Annotated in this window: 21 protein-coding genes; 11 read left to right on the top strand and 10 right to left on the bottom strand. The window is 58.0% G+C overall.

The window, feature by feature from the left end; all coding sequences use genetic code 11:
• Positions 1 to 4: 4 nt before the first annotated feature.
• The 3 genes from AC2FH9_RS18750 to folK form a co-directional block, all read right to left on the bottom strand.
• Positions 5 to 2,137, bottom strand: a complete 2,133-nt coding sequence (locus AC2FH9_RS18750; protein ID WP_142639236.1) for a RelA/SpoT family protein — start codon at positions 2,135 to 2,137, stop codon at positions 5 to 7.
• Positions 2,138 to 2,163: 26 nt separating this feature from the next.
• Positions 2,164 to 2,517 (bottom strand): DNA-directed RNA polymerase subunit omega, encoded by a 354-nt coding sequence (rpoZ, locus tag AC2FH9_RS18745; RefSeq protein ID WP_142639234.1) that lies wholly within the window; start codon positions 2,515 to 2,517, stop codon positions 2,164 to 2,166.
• Between the two features lie 94 nt (positions 2,518 to 2,611).
• Positions 2,612 to 3,181 (bottom strand): 2-amino-4-hydroxy-6-hydroxymethyldihydropteridine diphosphokinase, encoded by a 570-nt coding sequence (gene folK / locus AC2FH9_RS18740; RefSeq protein WP_496842536.1) that lies wholly within the window; start codon positions 3,179 to 3,181, stop codon positions 2,612 to 2,614.
• Between the two features lie 140 nt (positions 3,182 to 3,321).
• On the opposite strand from folK, the gene AC2FH9_RS18735 reads away from it, so the two are divergent.
• From AC2FH9_RS18735 to AC2FH9_RS18710, 6 genes are all read left to right on the top strand, one after another.
• On the top strand, positions 3,322 to 3,891 hold the full coding sequence (locus tag AC2FH9_RS18735; RefSeq protein WP_142639223.1) for a LabA-like NYN domain-containing protein: 570 nt from the start codon (positions 3,322 to 3,324) through the stop codon (positions 3,889 to 3,891).
• Positions 3,892 to 4,081: 190 nt separating this feature from the next.
• The gene (gene ispH, locus AC2FH9_RS18730; protein WP_496872573.1) at positions 4,082 to 5,032 is read left to right on the top strand and encodes a 4-hydroxy-3-methylbut-2-enyl diphosphate reductase; all 951 of its coding nucleotides are present in this window, start codon (positions 4,082 to 4,084) and stop codon (positions 5,030 to 5,032) included.
• Positions 5,029 to 5,481, top strand: a complete 453-nt coding sequence (locus AC2FH9_RS18725) for a DUF3429 domain-containing protein (protein ID WP_282022242.1) — start codon at positions 5,029 to 5,031, stop codon at positions 5,479 to 5,481. Before ispH ends, AC2FH9_RS18725 begins: the two co-directional genes overlap by 4 nt.
• Positions 5,478 to 6,062, top strand: a complete 585-nt coding sequence (locus tag AC2FH9_RS18720) for a class I SAM-dependent DNA methyltransferase (protein WP_496872572.1) — start codon at positions 5,478 to 5,480, stop codon at positions 6,060 to 6,062. The genes AC2FH9_RS18725 and AC2FH9_RS18720 overlap by 4 nt, the downstream gene beginning before the upstream one ends.
• A complete protein-coding gene (gene rnhA / locus AC2FH9_RS18715) occupies positions 6,055 to 6,522 on the top strand; it encodes a ribonuclease HI (protein WP_496872571.1) in 468 nt (155 codons plus the stop codon). The genes AC2FH9_RS18720 and rnhA overlap by 8 nt, the downstream gene beginning before the upstream one ends.
• Positions 6,519 to 7,148 carry a trimeric intracellular cation channel family protein gene (locus AC2FH9_RS18710; RefSeq protein ID WP_496872570.1) on the top strand — a complete coding sequence of 210 codons (630 nt, stop codon included), beginning with the start codon at positions 6,519 to 6,521 and terminating at the stop codon, positions 7,146 to 7,148. Before rnhA ends, AC2FH9_RS18710 begins: the two co-directional genes overlap by 4 nt.
• Positions 7,149 to 7,155: 7 nt before the next feature.
• On the opposite strand, the gene AC2FH9_RS18705 is transcribed toward AC2FH9_RS18710, so the two are convergent.
• Genes AC2FH9_RS18705 through def (AC2FH9_RS18685) form a run of 5 tightly spaced genes read right to left on the bottom strand, consistent with a single transcriptional unit; the run spans position 7,156 to position 9,563 of the window.
• A complete protein-coding gene (locus tag AC2FH9_RS18705) occupies positions 7,156 to 7,392 on the bottom strand; it encodes a GlsB/YeaQ/YmgE family stress response membrane protein (protein ID WP_496698443.1) in 237 nt (78 codons plus the stop codon).
• Position 7,393: 1 nt separating this feature from the next.
• A complete protein-coding gene (locus AC2FH9_RS18700; RefSeq protein WP_142639214.1) occupies positions 7,394 to 7,630 on the bottom strand; it encodes a hypothetical protein in 237 nt (78 codons plus the stop codon).
• A 6-nt stretch (positions 7,631 to 7,636) separates the two neighbouring features.
• Entirely contained in the window at positions 7,637 to 8,551 is a 915-nt protein-coding gene (gene fmt, locus AC2FH9_RS18695; RefSeq protein WP_496698444.1) for a methionyl-tRNA formyltransferase, read from the bottom strand.
• Between the two features lie 2 nt (positions 8,552 to 8,553).
• The gene (gene def / locus AC2FH9_RS18690; RefSeq protein ID WP_496698445.1) at positions 8,554 to 9,048 is read right to left on the bottom strand and encodes a peptide deformylase; all 495 of its coding nucleotides are present in this window, start codon (positions 9,046 to 9,048) and stop codon (positions 8,554 to 8,556) included.
• A complete protein-coding gene (gene def, locus AC2FH9_RS18685; RefSeq protein ID WP_496698446.1) occupies positions 9,045 to 9,563 on the bottom strand; it encodes a peptide deformylase in 519 nt (172 codons plus the stop codon). Before def (AC2FH9_RS18685) ends, def (AC2FH9_RS18690) begins: the two co-directional genes overlap by 4 nt.
• Positions 9,564 to 9,657: 94 nt before the next feature.
• Between def (AC2FH9_RS18685) and AC2FH9_RS18680 the strand changes: the two genes are divergently transcribed.
• Complete coding sequence (locus AC2FH9_RS18680) at positions 9,658 to 10,830, top strand: MalY/PatB family protein (RefSeq protein WP_496692190.1); 1,173 nt, start codon at positions 9,658 to 9,660, stop codon at positions 10,828 to 10,830.
• Between the two features lie 35 nt (positions 10,831 to 10,865).
• Here AC2FH9_RS18680 and AC2FH9_RS18675 read toward each other — a convergent pair whose 3' ends face one another.
• A complete protein-coding gene (locus AC2FH9_RS18675) occupies positions 10,866 to 11,219 on the bottom strand; it encodes a hypothetical protein (RefSeq protein ID WP_142639206.1) in 354 nt (117 codons plus the stop codon).
• 212 nt (positions 11,220 to 11,431) lie between these two features.
• Here AC2FH9_RS18675 and AC2FH9_RS18670 point away from each other — a divergent pair, with 212 nt between their 5' ends.
• Positions 11,432 to 12,421 (top strand): glutathione S-transferase family protein, encoded by a 990-nt coding sequence (locus AC2FH9_RS18670; protein ID WP_496872569.1) that lies wholly within the window; start codon positions 11,432 to 11,434, stop codon positions 12,419 to 12,421.
• Here AC2FH9_RS18670 and AC2FH9_RS18665 read toward each other — a convergent pair.
• Entirely contained in the window at positions 12,403 to 12,765 is a 363-nt protein-coding gene (locus AC2FH9_RS18665) for a response regulator transcription factor (RefSeq protein ID WP_271951393.1), read from the bottom strand. The two genes, AC2FH9_RS18670 and AC2FH9_RS18665, sit on opposite strands and share 19 nt — an antisense overlap.
• Positions 12,766 to 12,947: 182 nt before the next feature.
• Between AC2FH9_RS18665 and cobD the strand changes: the two genes are divergently transcribed.
• Genes cobD through AC2FH9_RS18650 form a run of 3 tightly spaced genes read left to right on the top strand, consistent with a single transcriptional unit; the run spans position 12,948 to position 16,005 of the window.
• Positions 12,948 to 13,913, top strand: a complete 966-nt coding sequence (gene cobD, locus AC2FH9_RS18660) for a threonine-phosphate decarboxylase CobD (protein ID WP_496872568.1) — start codon at positions 12,948 to 12,950, stop codon at positions 13,911 to 13,913.
• Positions 13,910 to 14,830 carry an adenosylcobinamide-phosphate synthase CbiB gene (gene cbiB / locus AC2FH9_RS18655; protein WP_496872567.1) on the top strand — a complete coding sequence of 307 codons (921 nt, stop codon included), beginning with the start codon at positions 13,910 to 13,912 and terminating at the stop codon, positions 14,828 to 14,830. Before cobD ends, cbiB begins: the two co-directional genes overlap by 4 nt.
• Positions 14,831 to 14,841: 11 nt before the next feature.
• Positions 14,842 to 16,005, top strand: coding sequence for a lytic murein transglycosylase (locus tag AC2FH9_RS18650; protein ID WP_496872566.1), 1,164 nt, complete (start codon positions 14,842 to 14,844; stop codon positions 16,003 to 16,005).
• The last annotated feature ends 6 nt before the right edge of the window (positions 16,006 to 16,011 follow it).

The following is a 16,011-nucleotide window of genomic DNA, read 5'->3' as shown; positions in this document are numbered from 1 at the left end:
CTTCTCAGCCAGCCGCAACTGCGGATTTAGCTCTGTCTCTGAAACGTTCAACCGCTGCAACATCGCTTTCGGCCTCAAGCATCAACATCAACGAATGCAACTGCTCTAGGTCGCGCAGTTCTACGTTGACCAGCAGGCGGTAAAAATCCGGTTTGCGATCCACAAATTCTAGGTTCGAGATATTGGCCTTTTTCTCGCCGATCAATGTACAAATGCGACCCAGCACACCTGCGTCATTGCCAATCGTAACATCAATCGTTGCCCCGTAAACAGCCGGGTGAGTTCCCGAGTGCCAGTGCAGATCGACCCAGCGTTTGGGCTCACTCTCGTATTCGCTCAGGCGATCGCAGTCGATTGCATGCACGACAACACCTTTGCCGCGATAAGTGATCCCGACGATCCGTTCACCCGGCAATGGCTGGCAGCAAGGGGCGCGGTCAAACTTCTGCCCCGGCTCAAGACCGATCACGGCCCGGCGCATCGGAATGGCATCACCATCATCCTGCGTCAGTTCCGGGTAGACGGCGCTGACCACATCATGGGCAGTTAGTTCTGCACTGCCCAGGCGCGCCAACAGTTCATGCCGGTCTTTCAGGCGCAGATGCTTGGCAGCAGTGTCCAGCGCCTTGTCGGTCGCTTTGCGCCCGACATGTTCAAATCCCGATCGCGCCAGTTCTTTGCCCAGCTTGATGAACCGCTCTCGGTCAACCTCGCGCAGGGCGCGACGAATGGCTGTACGGGCTTTACCGGTGACGGCAATTTCCAACCACGTGACTTGGGGAGTCTGACCGTCAGCTGTTATGATATCCACCGACTGCCCGTTTTTGATCCGGGTCCAAAGTGGCACGCGAATACCATCAACCTTGGCCCCTACACAGGCGTGCCCGATGCGCGTGTGGATGGCATAGGCAAAGTCGATCGGCGTCGCACCACGCGGCAGTTTCACCACGTCCCCCTTAGGCGTGAAACAAAAGACCTGATCCGAATACATCTCGAGCTTGACTGCCTCGAGGAAATCCTCGTGATCCTCTTCGCTGTCGAATTGTTCGGTCAGGTTGGCGATCCACTTAGCCGGGTCGACTGCAAAGGGGTTTTCCGAACGCACGCCATCCCGATAGGACCAGTGCGCGGCCACGCCAGTTTCGGCGACATCATGCATCTGACGGGTGCGGATCTGAACCTCGACCCGCTTGCCGTCACGGCCTGAAACGGTGGTGTGGATCGACCGGTAACCGTTCGATTTCGGCTGACTGATATAATCCTTAAACCGCCCCGGCACGGCGCGCCAACGCTGGTGGATCGCGCCAAGGGTTCGATAGCAGTCTTCTTCGCTTTGCGTAATGATGCGAAAACCGTAGATGTCGGACAGGCGCGAAAAGCCCTGATCCTTTTCCTGCATCTTACGCCAGATCGAATACGGCTTTTTGGCACGACCAAACACTTCGGCTTCGATGCCCGCCTTTTCCAGCTCGTGCCGCATGTCGCCGGTGATCCGGTGAATCACGTCGCCGGTTTCACGTTGCAAGGTGATAAAGCGGCGAATGATCGACTGGCGACCCTCGGAATTCAAAACGCGGAAAGCAAGATCCTCAAGCTCTTCACGCATCCACTGCATACCCATGCGACCGGCGAGCGGCGCATAAATATCCATCGTCTCGCGCGCTTTGACGATCTGCTTTTCGGGCCGCATCGCCTTGATTGTGCGCATATTGTGCAGACGGTCTGCCAGCTTGACCAGAATGACCCGCAAATCCTTGGACATCGCCATGAACAGCTTGCGGAAGTTCTCGGCCTGTTTGGTTTCGCGGCTGGACAGCTGAAGGTTTGTCAGTTTGGTGACCCCATCAACCAGCTTGGCGACTTCTTCGCCAAACAGCTCAGACACTTTGCCGTAATTGGCCTTGGTGTCTTCGATCGTATCGTGCAGTAGCGCCGTGATAATAGTCGCATCATCCAGACGCTGTTCGGTCAGGATGGCGGCAACGGCAACGGGGTGGGTGAAATAGGGCTCGCCAGAATGGCGGAATTGCCCATCATGCATCTGCTTGCCGAACTCATAAGCTTTGGCAATGCGGTCTGCATTCGTCTTGGGATTGTAGTTGCGGACCAGCGCAATCAGGTCTTCAGCAGAAATCATCCGGTCCGCACCTTCATTTGTGGGGATTACCCCTGGCCTTGAGCCTCCATCAGAGCGCGCAGCAGCTTTTCTTCGGACATGTCGTCATCCGCAGGCTTGTCTGTTTCCGCACCCATCAGCAGCGCCATCTGGTCTTCTTCGGGCTCGTCGACCTCGATTTGGGTCTGGTTGGCCTCAATCAGCCGCTCGCGCAGCTCATCAGCGCTCTGGGTCTCGTCAGCGATCTCACGCAGAGATACAACCGGGTTTTTGTCGTTGTCACGGTCAACGGTGATCGGACCACCGGCGGAAATCTCGCGCGCACGATGGGCGGCAAGCATCACCAGTTCAAACCGGTTCGGAACCTTGTCTACGCAATCTTCAACCGTCACGCGGGCCATGGGGCGCTCTCCGTTACTGAATCCATGTCAGGAAGAGGTTTATCTAAGGGCGAATCCCTGCCTTGACAAGCAGGAAATGCTGCAAATGCACCAATCATAACGGGGTAACTGCCGCAATATCGTCCGAAGGAAGCCCCGCAAGCATTTCCCTGACGGTCAGGTCCAGTATCGGATGCCGCCAATTCGGGGCAACATCCGCCATGGGAACAAGCACAAACGCACGATCCTGTACCCTTGGGTGCGGCAGGATCAACTGATCCGGCGCCTGCTGTTTCTGATCTTCGGGCGGCAGCGATAACCAGCTTTGAAAAACCTCGCGGTCGGGCAGAACCAGATCATCGTAACAGACCAGGTCCAGATCCAACGTCCGCATTCCCCAGCGCTGAATCCTCTCGCGCCCGTAATCATGTTCAATTCCATGCAATATCTGCAGCAACTCAAAGGGTGACCTTTCAGTCTCGATCAACACGGCCGCATTCACATAGTCCGGCCCCGCGCCTGCAGGAAAACAAGGGGTCGCATAAAAGCGGCTTTCTGCCCGAATCAACAGCCCCTGGCGCAAAATCGCGTCTATGGCATGCCGTAGCGTCAGATGGGGCTCAAAACCTCTCACTTTGAGATTTGCACCGAGGGCAAGCACTGCTTTTGAGGTGGTTTTGCGCATCCTACTCCCTATATTCGGCGAATTGCATACTTGCGATACACCATAAAACCCCTAATTATGGAGATATCAATGCGCTGTATTTTCCCAAGACTCACTCACGTAACACGCAGCGCGCTGATTTGTACCGGAAGGACCTATTTATGTTTTATAAAGACGAACGGCTAGCGCTGTTCATCGACGGCTCGAATCTTTATGCAGCCGCAAAAGCACTGGGGTTTGACATTGACTATAAACTGCTGCGCCAGGAATTCATGCGCCGCGGTAAGATGCTCAGAGCTTTCTATTACACAGCGCTACTTGAAAATGACGAGTATTCGCCCATCCGTCCACTGGTTGATTGGCTGCATTACAATGGCTTCACCATGGTTACGAAACCGGCAAAAGAATACACCGACAGCATGGGGCGTCGGAAAGTCAAAGGTAACATGGATATCGAACTGACCGTCGATGCCATGGAGCTTGCACCACGTGTAGACCATATCGTGCTGTTTTCCGGCGACGGAGATTTCCGCCCGCTGATCGCAAGCCTGCAACGTCAGGGGGTACGCGTTTCTGTGGTGTCGACCATCCGCAGCCAGCCACCCATGATCTCGGACGAATTGCGCCGCCAGGCCGACAACTTCATCGAGCTGGAAGATCTCCGCGACGTGATCGGTCGTCCGCCGCGCGAAATGCCGATGGAACCGCGCACCGTTGCCGCAGGCGGGTAGTAACTGGCCCCAAAGCAAACTCGGTTGAAAATTAGCGCGGTCAGGGGAAACCCTGACCGCGCTTTTTAAACAAAGATCAGGTGCTGAAAACACCTATTGGCTAGCATTGAACCATGTCGGATCAATGACATTGTCCTGACTGGACCATGGCCTTGAAAAGACTTACCTGTGTCGGTAAGGAGAACGCGACATGACCAAGCCCCCCCTGACCCTCTATCTCGCCGCCCCGCGCGGGTTCTGTGCTGGTGTCGACAGGGCCATAAAGATTGTCGAGATGGCGCTGCAGAAATGGGGTGCCCCGGTCTATGTTCGGCACGAGATTGTCCATAACAAATTCGTGGTCGATGGACTGCGCGCCAAAGGTGCGATCTTTGTCGATGAGCTGGAAGACTGCCCCGACGATCGCCCAGTGATATTCTCGGCGCACGGGGTTCCCAAATCGGTACCCGCGACGGCGGCGCAGCGCCAGATGGTCTATGTCGACGCCACCTGCCCGCTGGTCTCCAAAGTCCATGTCGAAGCACAGCGCCACGCCGAAGCCGGGCTGCAGATGATCATGATTGGACATAAGGGCCATCCCGAAACTATCGGAACGATGGGACAGCTACCGGAAGGAGAGGTTTTGCTGGTCGAAACGGTTGCAGACGTCGCAGACGTCCAGGTCCGCGACCCTGACAAACTGGCCTTTGTCACTCAGACGACCCTGTCGGTTGACGATACAAAGGATATCATTGCAGCGCTTCGGACCCGGTTTCCAACTATCGTGGGCCCTCACAAAGAAGATATCTGTTACGCCACAACCAACCGGCAAGAAGCAGTCAAGGTTGTGGCCCGGAAGTCCGATGCCCTGTTGGTTGTGGGGGCGCCGAATTCATCTAACTCACGCCGTTTGGTCGAGGTCGCGGCACGCGCGGGATGCAGCTATGCCCAACTGGTGCAGCGCGCGACCGACATCGACTGGCGCGCACTCGAAGGTATCTCTTCGATCGCTCTGACAGCAGGCGCTTCTGCCCCCGAGGTTCTGATCAACGAAGTTATTGATGCGTTCAGACAGCATTACGATGTGACGGTCGAAATGGTTGAAACAGCGACCGAGAATGTCGAATTCAAAGTCCCGCGCGTCCTGCGCCAACCCGCATGAGCGGCATACCGAGGGCGCCGCTGTTTCTGGGGTTGGCCGGGCTGATCCCCTTCATCTGGGGCGCTCTGACCTATCTGAACGACGATCTGAACGACTGGGGCCGACAGGCACTGGGCGCACGTTTTGTCGGTCCGTATATCCAGTTGTATTATGGGGCGATCATCCTCAGCTTTATGTCCGGCGTGCTGTGGGGGTTTTCCAGTAAAACCTCTGGCAGCAAGGCCGCGACCTGTTATGCGCTGTCCACATTACCCGCCCTGTGGGCCTTTCTGAAAACCGGCAGCGGGCCTGTCAGCACTGGCACAAATCTGATGTGGGGGTTTGGCGGGCTACTGGTGTTGGATGCCATCTTTTCGTATTGGCGGCTAACACCAGTCTGGTGGATGCGGTTGCGCATTTTGCTGACCGCAGTCGTATTGGCCTGCCTTGCCGTCGGAGTCTATCTGTGAGCGATCCCAAAACTATCAACGCCTATACCAACAACGTGGCCGAATACCTCAAGGTTCCTCTACCACCGGAGCAGCTGACATCGCGTCAGGAATTTGTCGATGCCGTCGGAAAGGGGCATGTGTTGGATCTGGGCTCGGGCCCCGGGTCAGACAGCGCGTTCTTTCTACGCCAGGGCCTGAGCGTGCATGCGCTGGATGCGACGCCCGCTTTTGTTGACTATGCGCGTGCCAATGGCGTGGACGCGCAACTGGGTACTTTCGACGACGTGACCGAAGTGGCCGCATATGACGGCATCTACGCCAGCTTCTCGCTGCTGCACGCGCCTCGCAAGGATTTCCCACGCCATTTGGCGGCCATCCACCGGGCGCTGAAACCGCAGGGCGTTTTTTTCCTGGGCCTCAAACTGGGCACGGGCGAACATCGCGATCATCTGGATCGCTATTATAGCTACTTCTCGCAGACCGAGATCGAGGAGGCCCTGGCAGATGCCGGCTTTACCATCGACGGGATTAGGACCGGGATCGGCAAAGGTCTGGCGGGTTCTTACGATGGCTTCATTCTGGTGCTGGCCCATGCCTGAACTGTTTGCCTATACTGACGGTGCTTGTTCCGGCAATCCAGGCCCGGGTGGCTGGGGCGTGTTGCTGCGTGCAATGGAAGGCGACACCGTCCTGAAACAGCGTGAACTGAGCGGCGGCGAAGCTGAAACCACCAACAACCGAATGGAACTGCTGGCCGCAATCAGCGCGCTTGAAACGCTCGAACGTGCCTCGAAAATCACCGTAATCACTGACAGCGCCTATGTGAAAAACGGCGTCACCGGCTGGATATTCGGTTGGAAAAAGAACGGCTGGAAAACCTCGAACAAAAAACCGGTCAAGAATGTCGACCTGTGGCAACGGCTGGATGAGGCGCAGGTGCGTCATAATGTGACCTGGGAATGGGTCAAGGGCCACGCGGGTCACCCGGAAAACGAAAAAGCCGACGAACTGGCCCGTGCAGGCATGGCCCCGTTCAAGCCCAAGAAGACGCAGCCATGAACGGCCTGGACCTGCTCGATTATGCCTCGGTTCTGGTTTTTGCGCTGACCGGCGCATTGGTCGCCAGTCGCGCGCAGCTTGATCTTGTAGGGTTTGCCTTTATCGCCTGCCTGACCGCCGTTGGCGGCGGCACGGTGCGTGACCTGCTGTTGGATCGGAATCCGGTGTTCTGGGTTGGCCAGCCCAGCTATGTCCTGATGGCCTGCAGTGCGGCAGTCCTTGTGTTCTTTACAGCCCATCTGGTCGAAAGCCGGTATAACTGGCTGGTCTGGCTGGACAGTTTCGCCCTGTCCATCGCGGTCGCTGCCGGCACGGGCGTCGCATTATCCTTGGACCAATCCGGTACGATCGTGGTGTTGATGGGTGTCACCACCGGATGCTTTGGCGGCCTGATGCGGGACGTGGTCTGCAACGAGGTTCCGCTGGTGCTGAAACAGGGTGAACTTTATGTGTCTTGCGCCCTTGCAGGCTCGGTAGCGGCCGTTATTGTCAACCGGATGGGGTTCGAGGAGCTGACCGTGCTTGCCGCCTGCGCCCTGATCTGCTGGGCATTGCGCGCAGGATCGCTGCTGTTCGGCTGGAAACTGCCCGTCTACAAAAGCCGCCCGCCACGCAGTCGCCCTTGATCAAGGCTTAGCGGCGCTTATAGGTCTGCCAGATCCAGATCACCAGAAGCGCGCCCAGCACAGCGCCGATGAACCCGGACAGCCAGCCCATCATCGTGACCAATGCCCGCAGAAGAAATCCACCAACCAAGGCACCAATGATACCGATCGGCATGGTGGTTGGGATATCTGCCTCAATCCGCATCAGGCGGGTGGCCAGAAAACCCGCAGCGGCGCCGATGACGATCAGGGCGATGACGGGCATGTCACTTCCTCCAATGGGTCGGAACGATGATCAGCGCCCCGATCGAGGACAGCACGGCATCCAGACCAGGCGGGCCAAAGCTGACCCCGAACATAATGCGCACGAAATAGAACAGGAATGCACCACCGACGCAGATGATGATCGACTGCAGAATGCCATTATGGGTAAAGCCGGATTTCTCGGACAGATAGCCGACAATCCCAGCAATAACGACAGTCCCCATCAGGATCATGAACATGGTGGCCTACTCCGATGACAGGCGGGTACCAACGGCAATCGGCCACCCCCGCAGAAAAGTTTCCCTATCCTGCGCCCCTTTACCCGCCCGTTGCAAGCGCAGTAGCTCAACCGCGTCATCGTCACAAGCAACCTTCAGTTGGTCGTCAAGAACCTCTCCTGCAACACCCTGCCCCTCGGCCAATTTGGAACCAAGCAGCTTGATCCGCTCCCCATTCATCTCGGTCCAGGCGCCGGGAAAGGGGGACAGGCCACGGATCTGACGGTCAATTTCGACCGCGGGTCTGGCCCAGTCAACACGCGCCTCAGCCTTGTCGATCTTGGCGGCATAGGTCACGCCGTCGTCGGGTTGAGGCTCGGGCGTCAGGTTCGGCAGTTTGGACAGTGCCTCGACGATCAGAGAAGCGCCCATTTCGGACAGCCGGTCATGCAACTGCCCTGTGGTCTCCTGCGCACCAATGTCGGTGGCCCGCTGCAACAGGACTGGCCCGGTATCCAGACCAGCCTCCATCTGCATGATGCAAATACCGGTCTGCGCATCACCCGCCATGATCGCCCGATGGATCGGCGCAGCCCCCCGCCAGCGCGGCAACAGGCTTGCATGAATGTTCAGACATCCTTGCGTAGGCGCATCCAGAATCGGTTGTGGCAACAACAGGCCATAGGCCACGACGACAGCCACATCCGCATTCAACGCGGCAAAGGCGTCCTGTTCTTCCGCTGATTTCAATGAGACCGGATGCCGAACGGTCAGTCCCAATGCCTCGGCCCGAGCATGAACGGGGGTTGGACGATCCTTTTTGCCCCTGCCCGCTGGGCGCGGAGGCTGGCAGTAGACGGCGGCAACCTCATGCCCCGCATCAATCAGCGCGTCCAGCACCGGAACCGAGAAATCGGGTGTCCCCATAAAGATCAGCCGCATGCCTACCCCAGCTTTTTAGCTTTGCGCAGCAGAATGTCTCGTTTGACCTTGCTGAGCCTGTCGAAATACATCCGCCCGTTTAGATGGTCGATCTGGTGCTGCACGCTGGTGGCTTCGATCCCGACAAAGTCACGGCGGTCGATGATGCCTTTTTCGTTGAGGAACTTTACCGTCACAGCCCGGGGACGTTTCACCTTGGCCGACACGCCAGGCAAGTTTGGGCTGGCTTCTTCATGCTCGCGCAATTCGACCGATCTGTGCAGGATCTCAGGGTTTGCCAGCCGCACAGCCCGCCCCCGCTCGGTCGAGCCATCGACCACCGCCAGCCGGAGCATCACGCCGATCTGCGGTGCGGCAAGGCCGACGCCGGGCATCGCCTCCATCGTGTCGATCATGTCATCCCAGATGGCACGAACCCCGTCAGTAATTTCGGTGATATCTTCGGCTTTGGTCCGCAGACGCTTATCAGGCCATGGCAGGCAGGTACGAACGGTCATTCGCGCGCCTGCTCGCGTTTCAGCTTTTGCATTTTTCGGGTGATCATCTGGCGTTTCATAGGCTTGAGATAGTCGATGAACAGCTTCCCGTTCAGGTGGTCAATCTCATGCTGGACACAGGTTGCCCAAAGGCCATCGAATGTTTCCCGCTGCGCGTTACCATCACGATCGATCCAAGCCACGTCCACGACCTTTGGGCGCGTGACGTCGGCGAATTGTTCAGGGATCGAAAGACAACCTTCTTCATAGACATTCGTCTCGTCCGACGACGCGACCACTTCGGGGTTGAACATAATCAGCGGGCGTTGAGCCTCGCCCTCTTCCTTGACACAGTCCATAACGATCAGCCGGTCCAGCATCCCAATCTGAGGCGCTGCCAGCCCGATACCAGGCGCATCATACATCGTCTCAAGCATGTCATCAGCCAGCTGGCGCAATTCGTCCGTCAGATCCACTACGGGAGAGCAGATCTTTTTCAGGCGGGGGTCGGGATGGATCAGTATATTGCGTTTCATGAGGTTGATTTAGGCCATCACGCCCTAAGCCGCAACGCCCCCCTTGCACCTGCCGAATTTGCGGCTAGCTTTCATCCGGACAGATGGAGCAGATATGACATTCAACGACCTGATCGACCGCCGCGGCACTAACAGTTCGAAATGGGACAAGCTTGAAAAGCTGTATGGCCTTTCGCCGGATGACGGTCTGGCAATGTGGACGGCCGATTCCGACTATTCTACGGCGCCTTGTGTGATCGACGCTGTGCGTAACGCGGCGGATCACGGTGTTTTCGGATATTCCTGGATGCACCCGGACTACCTGAATTCCATCCAATGGTGGATGAAGAACCGCCACGGGTGGGAGATCGATTCTGATTGGATTCTGACGTCGCAGGGTCTGGGAAATGCGATTGCGCTCTGCCTCGATGTCTGGACCAGTCCGGGCGACGGAGTGGTCATCTTTACACCCGTCTACCATGAGTTTGCACATAAGGTGAACAAGTCGGGTCGGCGCGTGGTGGAATGCCCCTTGATGCGCGACGGCGACGGCTATGGCCTTGATCTGGAAGACGCGCAGTCGCGGCTGGATGGAACCGAGAAGATGCTTTTGTGGTGCTCGCCTCAGAACCCCTCGGGCCGGGTCTGGACGCCAGAGGAATTGCGCGCAGTCGCGGCATTTGCGGAACGGAACGACCTTATTCTGGTTTCGGACGAGATTCACCACGATCTGGTCTATCCCGGCACGACCTTTGTTCCGATGGATGTCGCCGCGCCGGATGCGCGGCCCTGGACCGTGACACTGACGGCAGCGTCCAAGACTTTCAACATCGCCGGTCAACGGACGGGGAATATGATCATCCCCGACCCGGACCTGCGCGCTGCGATGCGTCACCGAATCCAGACACTGGATTATGATCCCAGCGCATTGGGAGTCGCAATGATCACCGCTGCCTATTCGCCTGAAGGGGCCGCTTGGGTGGATGAACAGATCGCCCATCTTGATAGCAACCGAAAAATCTTTGACGCTGCAATCGCAGAAATCCCTGGCCTGTGGTCAATGCCCTTACAGGCAACCTATCTGGCTTGGATTGATTTCTCGGGCACCGGAATGGACCACGCAGAATTTACCCGGCGTCTGCGCGAGGATGCAAAAATCGCCACCTCGCCCGGCCCCGGCTTTGGTGCGGGCGGAGAGACATTCGAGCGGTTCAATCTAGCGACGCAACGCGGGCGTGTTGAAGAGGCCAGCAAACGGCTGAAACACGCGTTTTCCGATCTGCAATAGCGGAATGCCCATCGGCAGACCCGATGGGCAAAAGCCTAGTCCTTGTTTCCAAGCAGCGCGATGGGCGCGTCCGGAGATCGATAGAAATCCAATGGGGCCTTGTCGGAGGCGGCCGTGCTGCGCTTGAATTCATAGCGCATTTCGCCTGCCTCACATTCATCGGCAATGATCAGGCATTGATATAAGTGACGCGCGCCATCGTAGATATCGACCAATCCGCGCAATCGAGGCGTGGTTGCAGCCTCTACGGTGAAGCCATCCTTCCACAATCGGAGAATTTTGTAGGTATTGTCACCCAATTCGACACGAAGTCGGCTGGTTTTCTTCAGACTCGCGATTCGCGCAGCATCCAATTCGGCGCTGATTTCTTTGGAAACATAGGTACTCATATCAAAACTCCCCCGCAGCGGACTCTATTTTGGAACGTAGACTGTAAAAATCCAGTGAAGCCGATCACTCAACGCGGTCGAATCCAAACCTGTTGCACGGAAATCCCATTCCAACCTGTGCGAAAACGCAGGCACAATGCGCGGCGGCTCGCATAGGATCGGTCCCCTTCAAAGCGTATGTTCCGGGAAACCGCATTACGGAGGATCCAACCATGGGCCTATTGGTCGACGGCAAATGGCATGACACGTGGTATGATACCAAATCCACAGGCGGCGCCTTCAAGCGCAGCGCGGCGCAGTTTCGCAACTGGTTGACCGCCGATGGCAGTGCCGGCCCCTCTGGCAAAGATGGTTTCAATGCCGAGCCCGACCGGTATCACCTTTATGTCAGCCATGCCTGCCCCTGGGCCCACAGGACACTGATATTCCGCGAACTGAAAGAGCTGTCCGATCTGATCCCGGTTTCGGTCGTACACCCCGACATGCTGAACAAGGGATGGACATTTGCAACCGACGAACACGGGGCGGCGGGCGACGTACTGTACGGAATGGACTATGCCCACCAAATCTATACCAAGGCTGACCCGACCTATTCGGGGCGCGTAACCGTTCCGATCCTGTGGGACAAGGAACAGGAAACCATCGTCTCGAACGAAAGCTCGGAAATCATCCGGATGTTCAACTCGGCCTTTGACGGGATCACCGGGAACACCGATGATTACTGGCCCGAGGCGATGCGTAACGAAATCGAACAGGTCAATGCCCGCATCTATTCCGACATCAATAACGGGGTCTACAAATCCGGCTTTGCCACCAGCCAGGCGGCATATGACGCAGCCGTTGGCCCGCTCTTTGACACGCTGGACTGGCTCGAAGACCGGCTGTCCACCAGCCGCTATCTGATGGGCGACCGCATCACCGAGGCCGACTGGCGGTTGTTCACCACGCTGATCCGGTTTGATCCGGTCTACCATCTGCATTTCAAATGCAACCGGCGGCGTCTGATCGACTATCCCAACCTGTGGGCCTATACCCGCGAGCTGTACCAGTGGCCGGGTGTCGCGCGGACCGTGAACTTAAACCATATCGTGCGCCACTATCACTACAGCCATGAGAGCATCAACCCGCACCGGATCATCCCGACGAACCCGATCCTGAACTATCTGGAGCCCCACGGGCGCGATCAGCGTCCCGCCGCGTAGTGCTCAACCATCGCCGCCAGATCCTCTGGCGGCGTGCCGCTTTGCACATAGGCGCAGGCATTCGGGCTATGGGCAAAGATCGAGCCATCCGAAAAGAAAGTGGTGTTGGTCACGAAAATCACACGAGCCTCGGGCCTGCGATAGCTGGCAAAGTCAGCCACGGCCAAAGCGCTGCCGGTCTCCAGCACCAAATCCAGAACAATGATTTCAAACTCGGCCCCATACAGGGCGAGGATTGCATCCTCCTGACCGGCCACAAGCGTGACATCGGCACCCTGGCGTTCAAGATGCCTTTTCCAAACCCGACCCAAATCGGGGTTACTCTCAACAATCAATACATTCATTCTCAACAACCTCGGCACATTTATGGTGAGTGGTGCCGACCCCTAAGGTTTGTGTTCACGCCAATTCATTAACAAAGTGTTAACCGAGCCGGAGCACGCCCCTGATCACGCGGATTTGCTTGTAAAACTGGCAGAAATCCGCTTGAAACAGGCAAAATTTGGTGATTCCGGCGAGGGGCCCGATGGCGCGCGAAAATAGAGATTTGAATCCGCGGGCCGCTCGGGACCATGGCGGTGGGCTGGATGGGGCCATGTCAGTTTATGGCGGTAAGCGAACCGATTGGATCGACCTGTCCACCGGAATCAATCCGGTTCCATACGAGGTTGCCGGGCTCACCCCATCGGATTGGATGGAATTGCCCGACCATGGCGCATTTGAACGGCTGGCCGATGCGGCCCGCAATTTCTGGTCAGTTCCCGAGGGTGCAGAGATCCTGCCTGCACCCGGCGCATCTGCTCTGATCGCCCGCATTCCTGCGTTGGCTGCAACCGGCCGGGTTCAGATTACCACTCCGACCTATAACGAACATGCCGCCGCCTTTGCCGCGCAGGGCTGGACGCTACAGAACTCCGGCCCAGTAGAGGCGCGCGTGATCGTCCACCCCAACAACCCCGATGGGCGCATCTGGAGCGTGGACGATGTGGATGCCCCCCTGACGATCATCGACGAGAGCTTTTGCGACGTCACGCCCGATGCCTCGCTGATCCATCTTGCCGACCGGCCCGGTGTGGTGGTGCTGAAAAGCTTTGGCAAGTTCTGGGGGTTGGCGGGGCTGCGGCTGGGATTTGCCATCGCACGCCCCGAGCTGATCGCACGATTGAACGATCTGACCGGGCCGTGGGCAGTCTCAGGCCCCGCCTTGCGGATCGGAGAGCGGGCGCTGCGCGACACAGCCTGGGCCGACGAGACCCGGCGGCTATTGGCGGCGGATGCCACCCGGATGGACCGGATGGTAACCCAGAAAGGCGCGCAGCTGATCGGCGGCACCAGTCTGTTTCGGCTCTATCAGGTCGACGATGCCAGCGCCTGGCAAGACCGTCTGGCCCGCGCACATATCTGGAGCCGCATATTTCCCTATTCGCAAACCTATCTACGCCTTGGCCTGCCACCGGCAGATGGCTGGGCGCGGCTTGAGGCGGCCCTGTGAGCACCGCCTTTATCTTAGTCTGCGCCATGTGTCTGGATGCTGCACTGGGCGAGCCGGATTGGCTGTGGTCGCGCGTCCGGCACCCCGCCGTTATGATTGGTAAACTCATCGGGTGGCTTGACGACCGCCTGAACCATGGCTCGTACCGTCGCCTCAAGGGCATAGCTGTTGCCGCGCTGCTGGTCGCAGGTGCCGCTGGGCTTGGGGGGCTTCTGTCTTTGCTTGGCCCGATCATCGGCACCATCATCTGCGCTGTGCTGTTGGCACAAAAATCGCTGGTGGAACATGTCCGCGCTGTTGGCGAGGGTTTGCAGACCTCGCTGGTCGATGGGCGCGCGAAGGTCGCCATGATCGTGTCACGTGACACCAAGGACATGACTGAAGCACAGGTCGCCCGATCCGCGATCGAGAGCGCGGCTGAAAACCTCAGCGACGGAGTCATCGCGCCGGCCTTCTGGTTTCTGGTGGGTGGCCTGCCAGGGCTTCTGGTCTACAAGGCGATCAATACCGCCGACAGCATGGTCGGCTATCGCACGGATAAATACCGTGATTTCGGATGGGCAGCTGCGCGGTTGGACGATGTCCTGAACCTGATCCCGGCACGACTGACCTTTCTGTTGATCGTCATCTTGTCAAACCAATGGGCGAAATGGGAGCAGATGGTGGGCGATGCGCGCCGCCATATCTCTCCCAACGCTGGCTGGCCCGAGGCGGCAATGGCACGCGCGCTGAGCGTGGCCCTTGCCGGGCCGCGCAGCTATGACGGGCAGATCAGGGATCTGGCCTGGGTCAACGGCGAAGCCTCGCGCGAAATCGGTGCGCCAGAAATTTTCCGCGCATGTGACATGCTTTGGAGGATATGGGGGCTTGCGCTTGGCCTCGTGTCAGTGTGGGTTGGGGTCAGCTTCATAATCTGACGGACCTGTCCATGCGTTTTCTTTCCGGCCTTGTTGCCGCCGCCTTGTTTGCTTCACCTGCGCTTGCCCAATGTGGCGGGGGTTTCAATTCCTTCGTGAAGGGGTTGAAGGCCGAAGCCGTTCAGCAAGGCTTTGACAAATCCACCGTCAATGCCTTCTTCAAAGGTGTGCAACAAGACAACGCGGTATTGAAAGCCGACCGGGCACAGGGCGTGTTCCAGAAACCGTTCATTGATTTTTCGCGACACCTGATTTCACAAAACCGGATCGACCGGGGTCAGGCCATGTCGCGCAAATACGACGCGGTGTTTGACCGGATCGAGCAACAATATGGTGTCTCGCGCGGGGTGCTGTTGGCATTTTGGGCGTTCGAAACGGATTACGGGTCGTTTCAGGGGGATTTCAACACCCGCAATGCGCTGGTGACACTGGCGCATGATTGCCGTCGTCCAGAATTGTTCCGGCCTCAGGTGTTCGCTGCGATTGAGCTGTACAGCCGGGGAAATTTCGACCCGGCCCGCACGTCAGGTGCTTGGGCTGGCGAGATAGGAATGGTGCAGATGCTGCCCCGAGACATTCTGGAAAACGGGGTCGATGGCGATGGTGACGGCAAGGTTTCGCTAAAGACCTCTGCGCCCGATGCGCTTATGTCGGGCGCCAAGATGCTGTCGCATCTGGGCTGGCAACCGGGGCAGCCTTGGCTGCAAGAGGTCACCGTACCCGCACGGATGGATTGGTCGCTATCGGGCCCGGGCAAACCGCGTTCGGTTTCTGACTGGCAGGCGATGGGCGTTCAGGCACACTACGGGTCCCTCACCAACCTGCCCGCCTCGCTGATCCTACCGCAAGGGCATAACGGGCCTGCCTTTCTGGCCTATCCAAATTTTGATGTGTATTTCGAATGGAACCAGAGCTTTGTCTATGTGCTGACCGCAGCCTATTTCGGCACCCGGCTTGAAGGGGCACAGGTCTATGACGCGGGCAACGCGGCCCAAGGCTTATCGGGTGCACAGATGAAGCAGCTGCAAAGCAAGCTGCAGGCGCGCGGCCATAATGTGGGCAAGATCGACGGGATTCTGGGCGCAGGGACCCGCGCGGCTGTCCAGTCAGAGCAAGCACGACTAGGCCTGCCTGCGGATGCCTGGCCAACGGCTGAGTTGTTGAACCGGCTCTAGTCGCTC

The sequence above is a fragment of the Ruegeria sp. CDSC081 genome (genome assembly GCF_059610485.1).
Note: the sequence above shows the minus strand (reverse complement) of the source record. Positions and strands in the feature narration are given on the sequence as shown.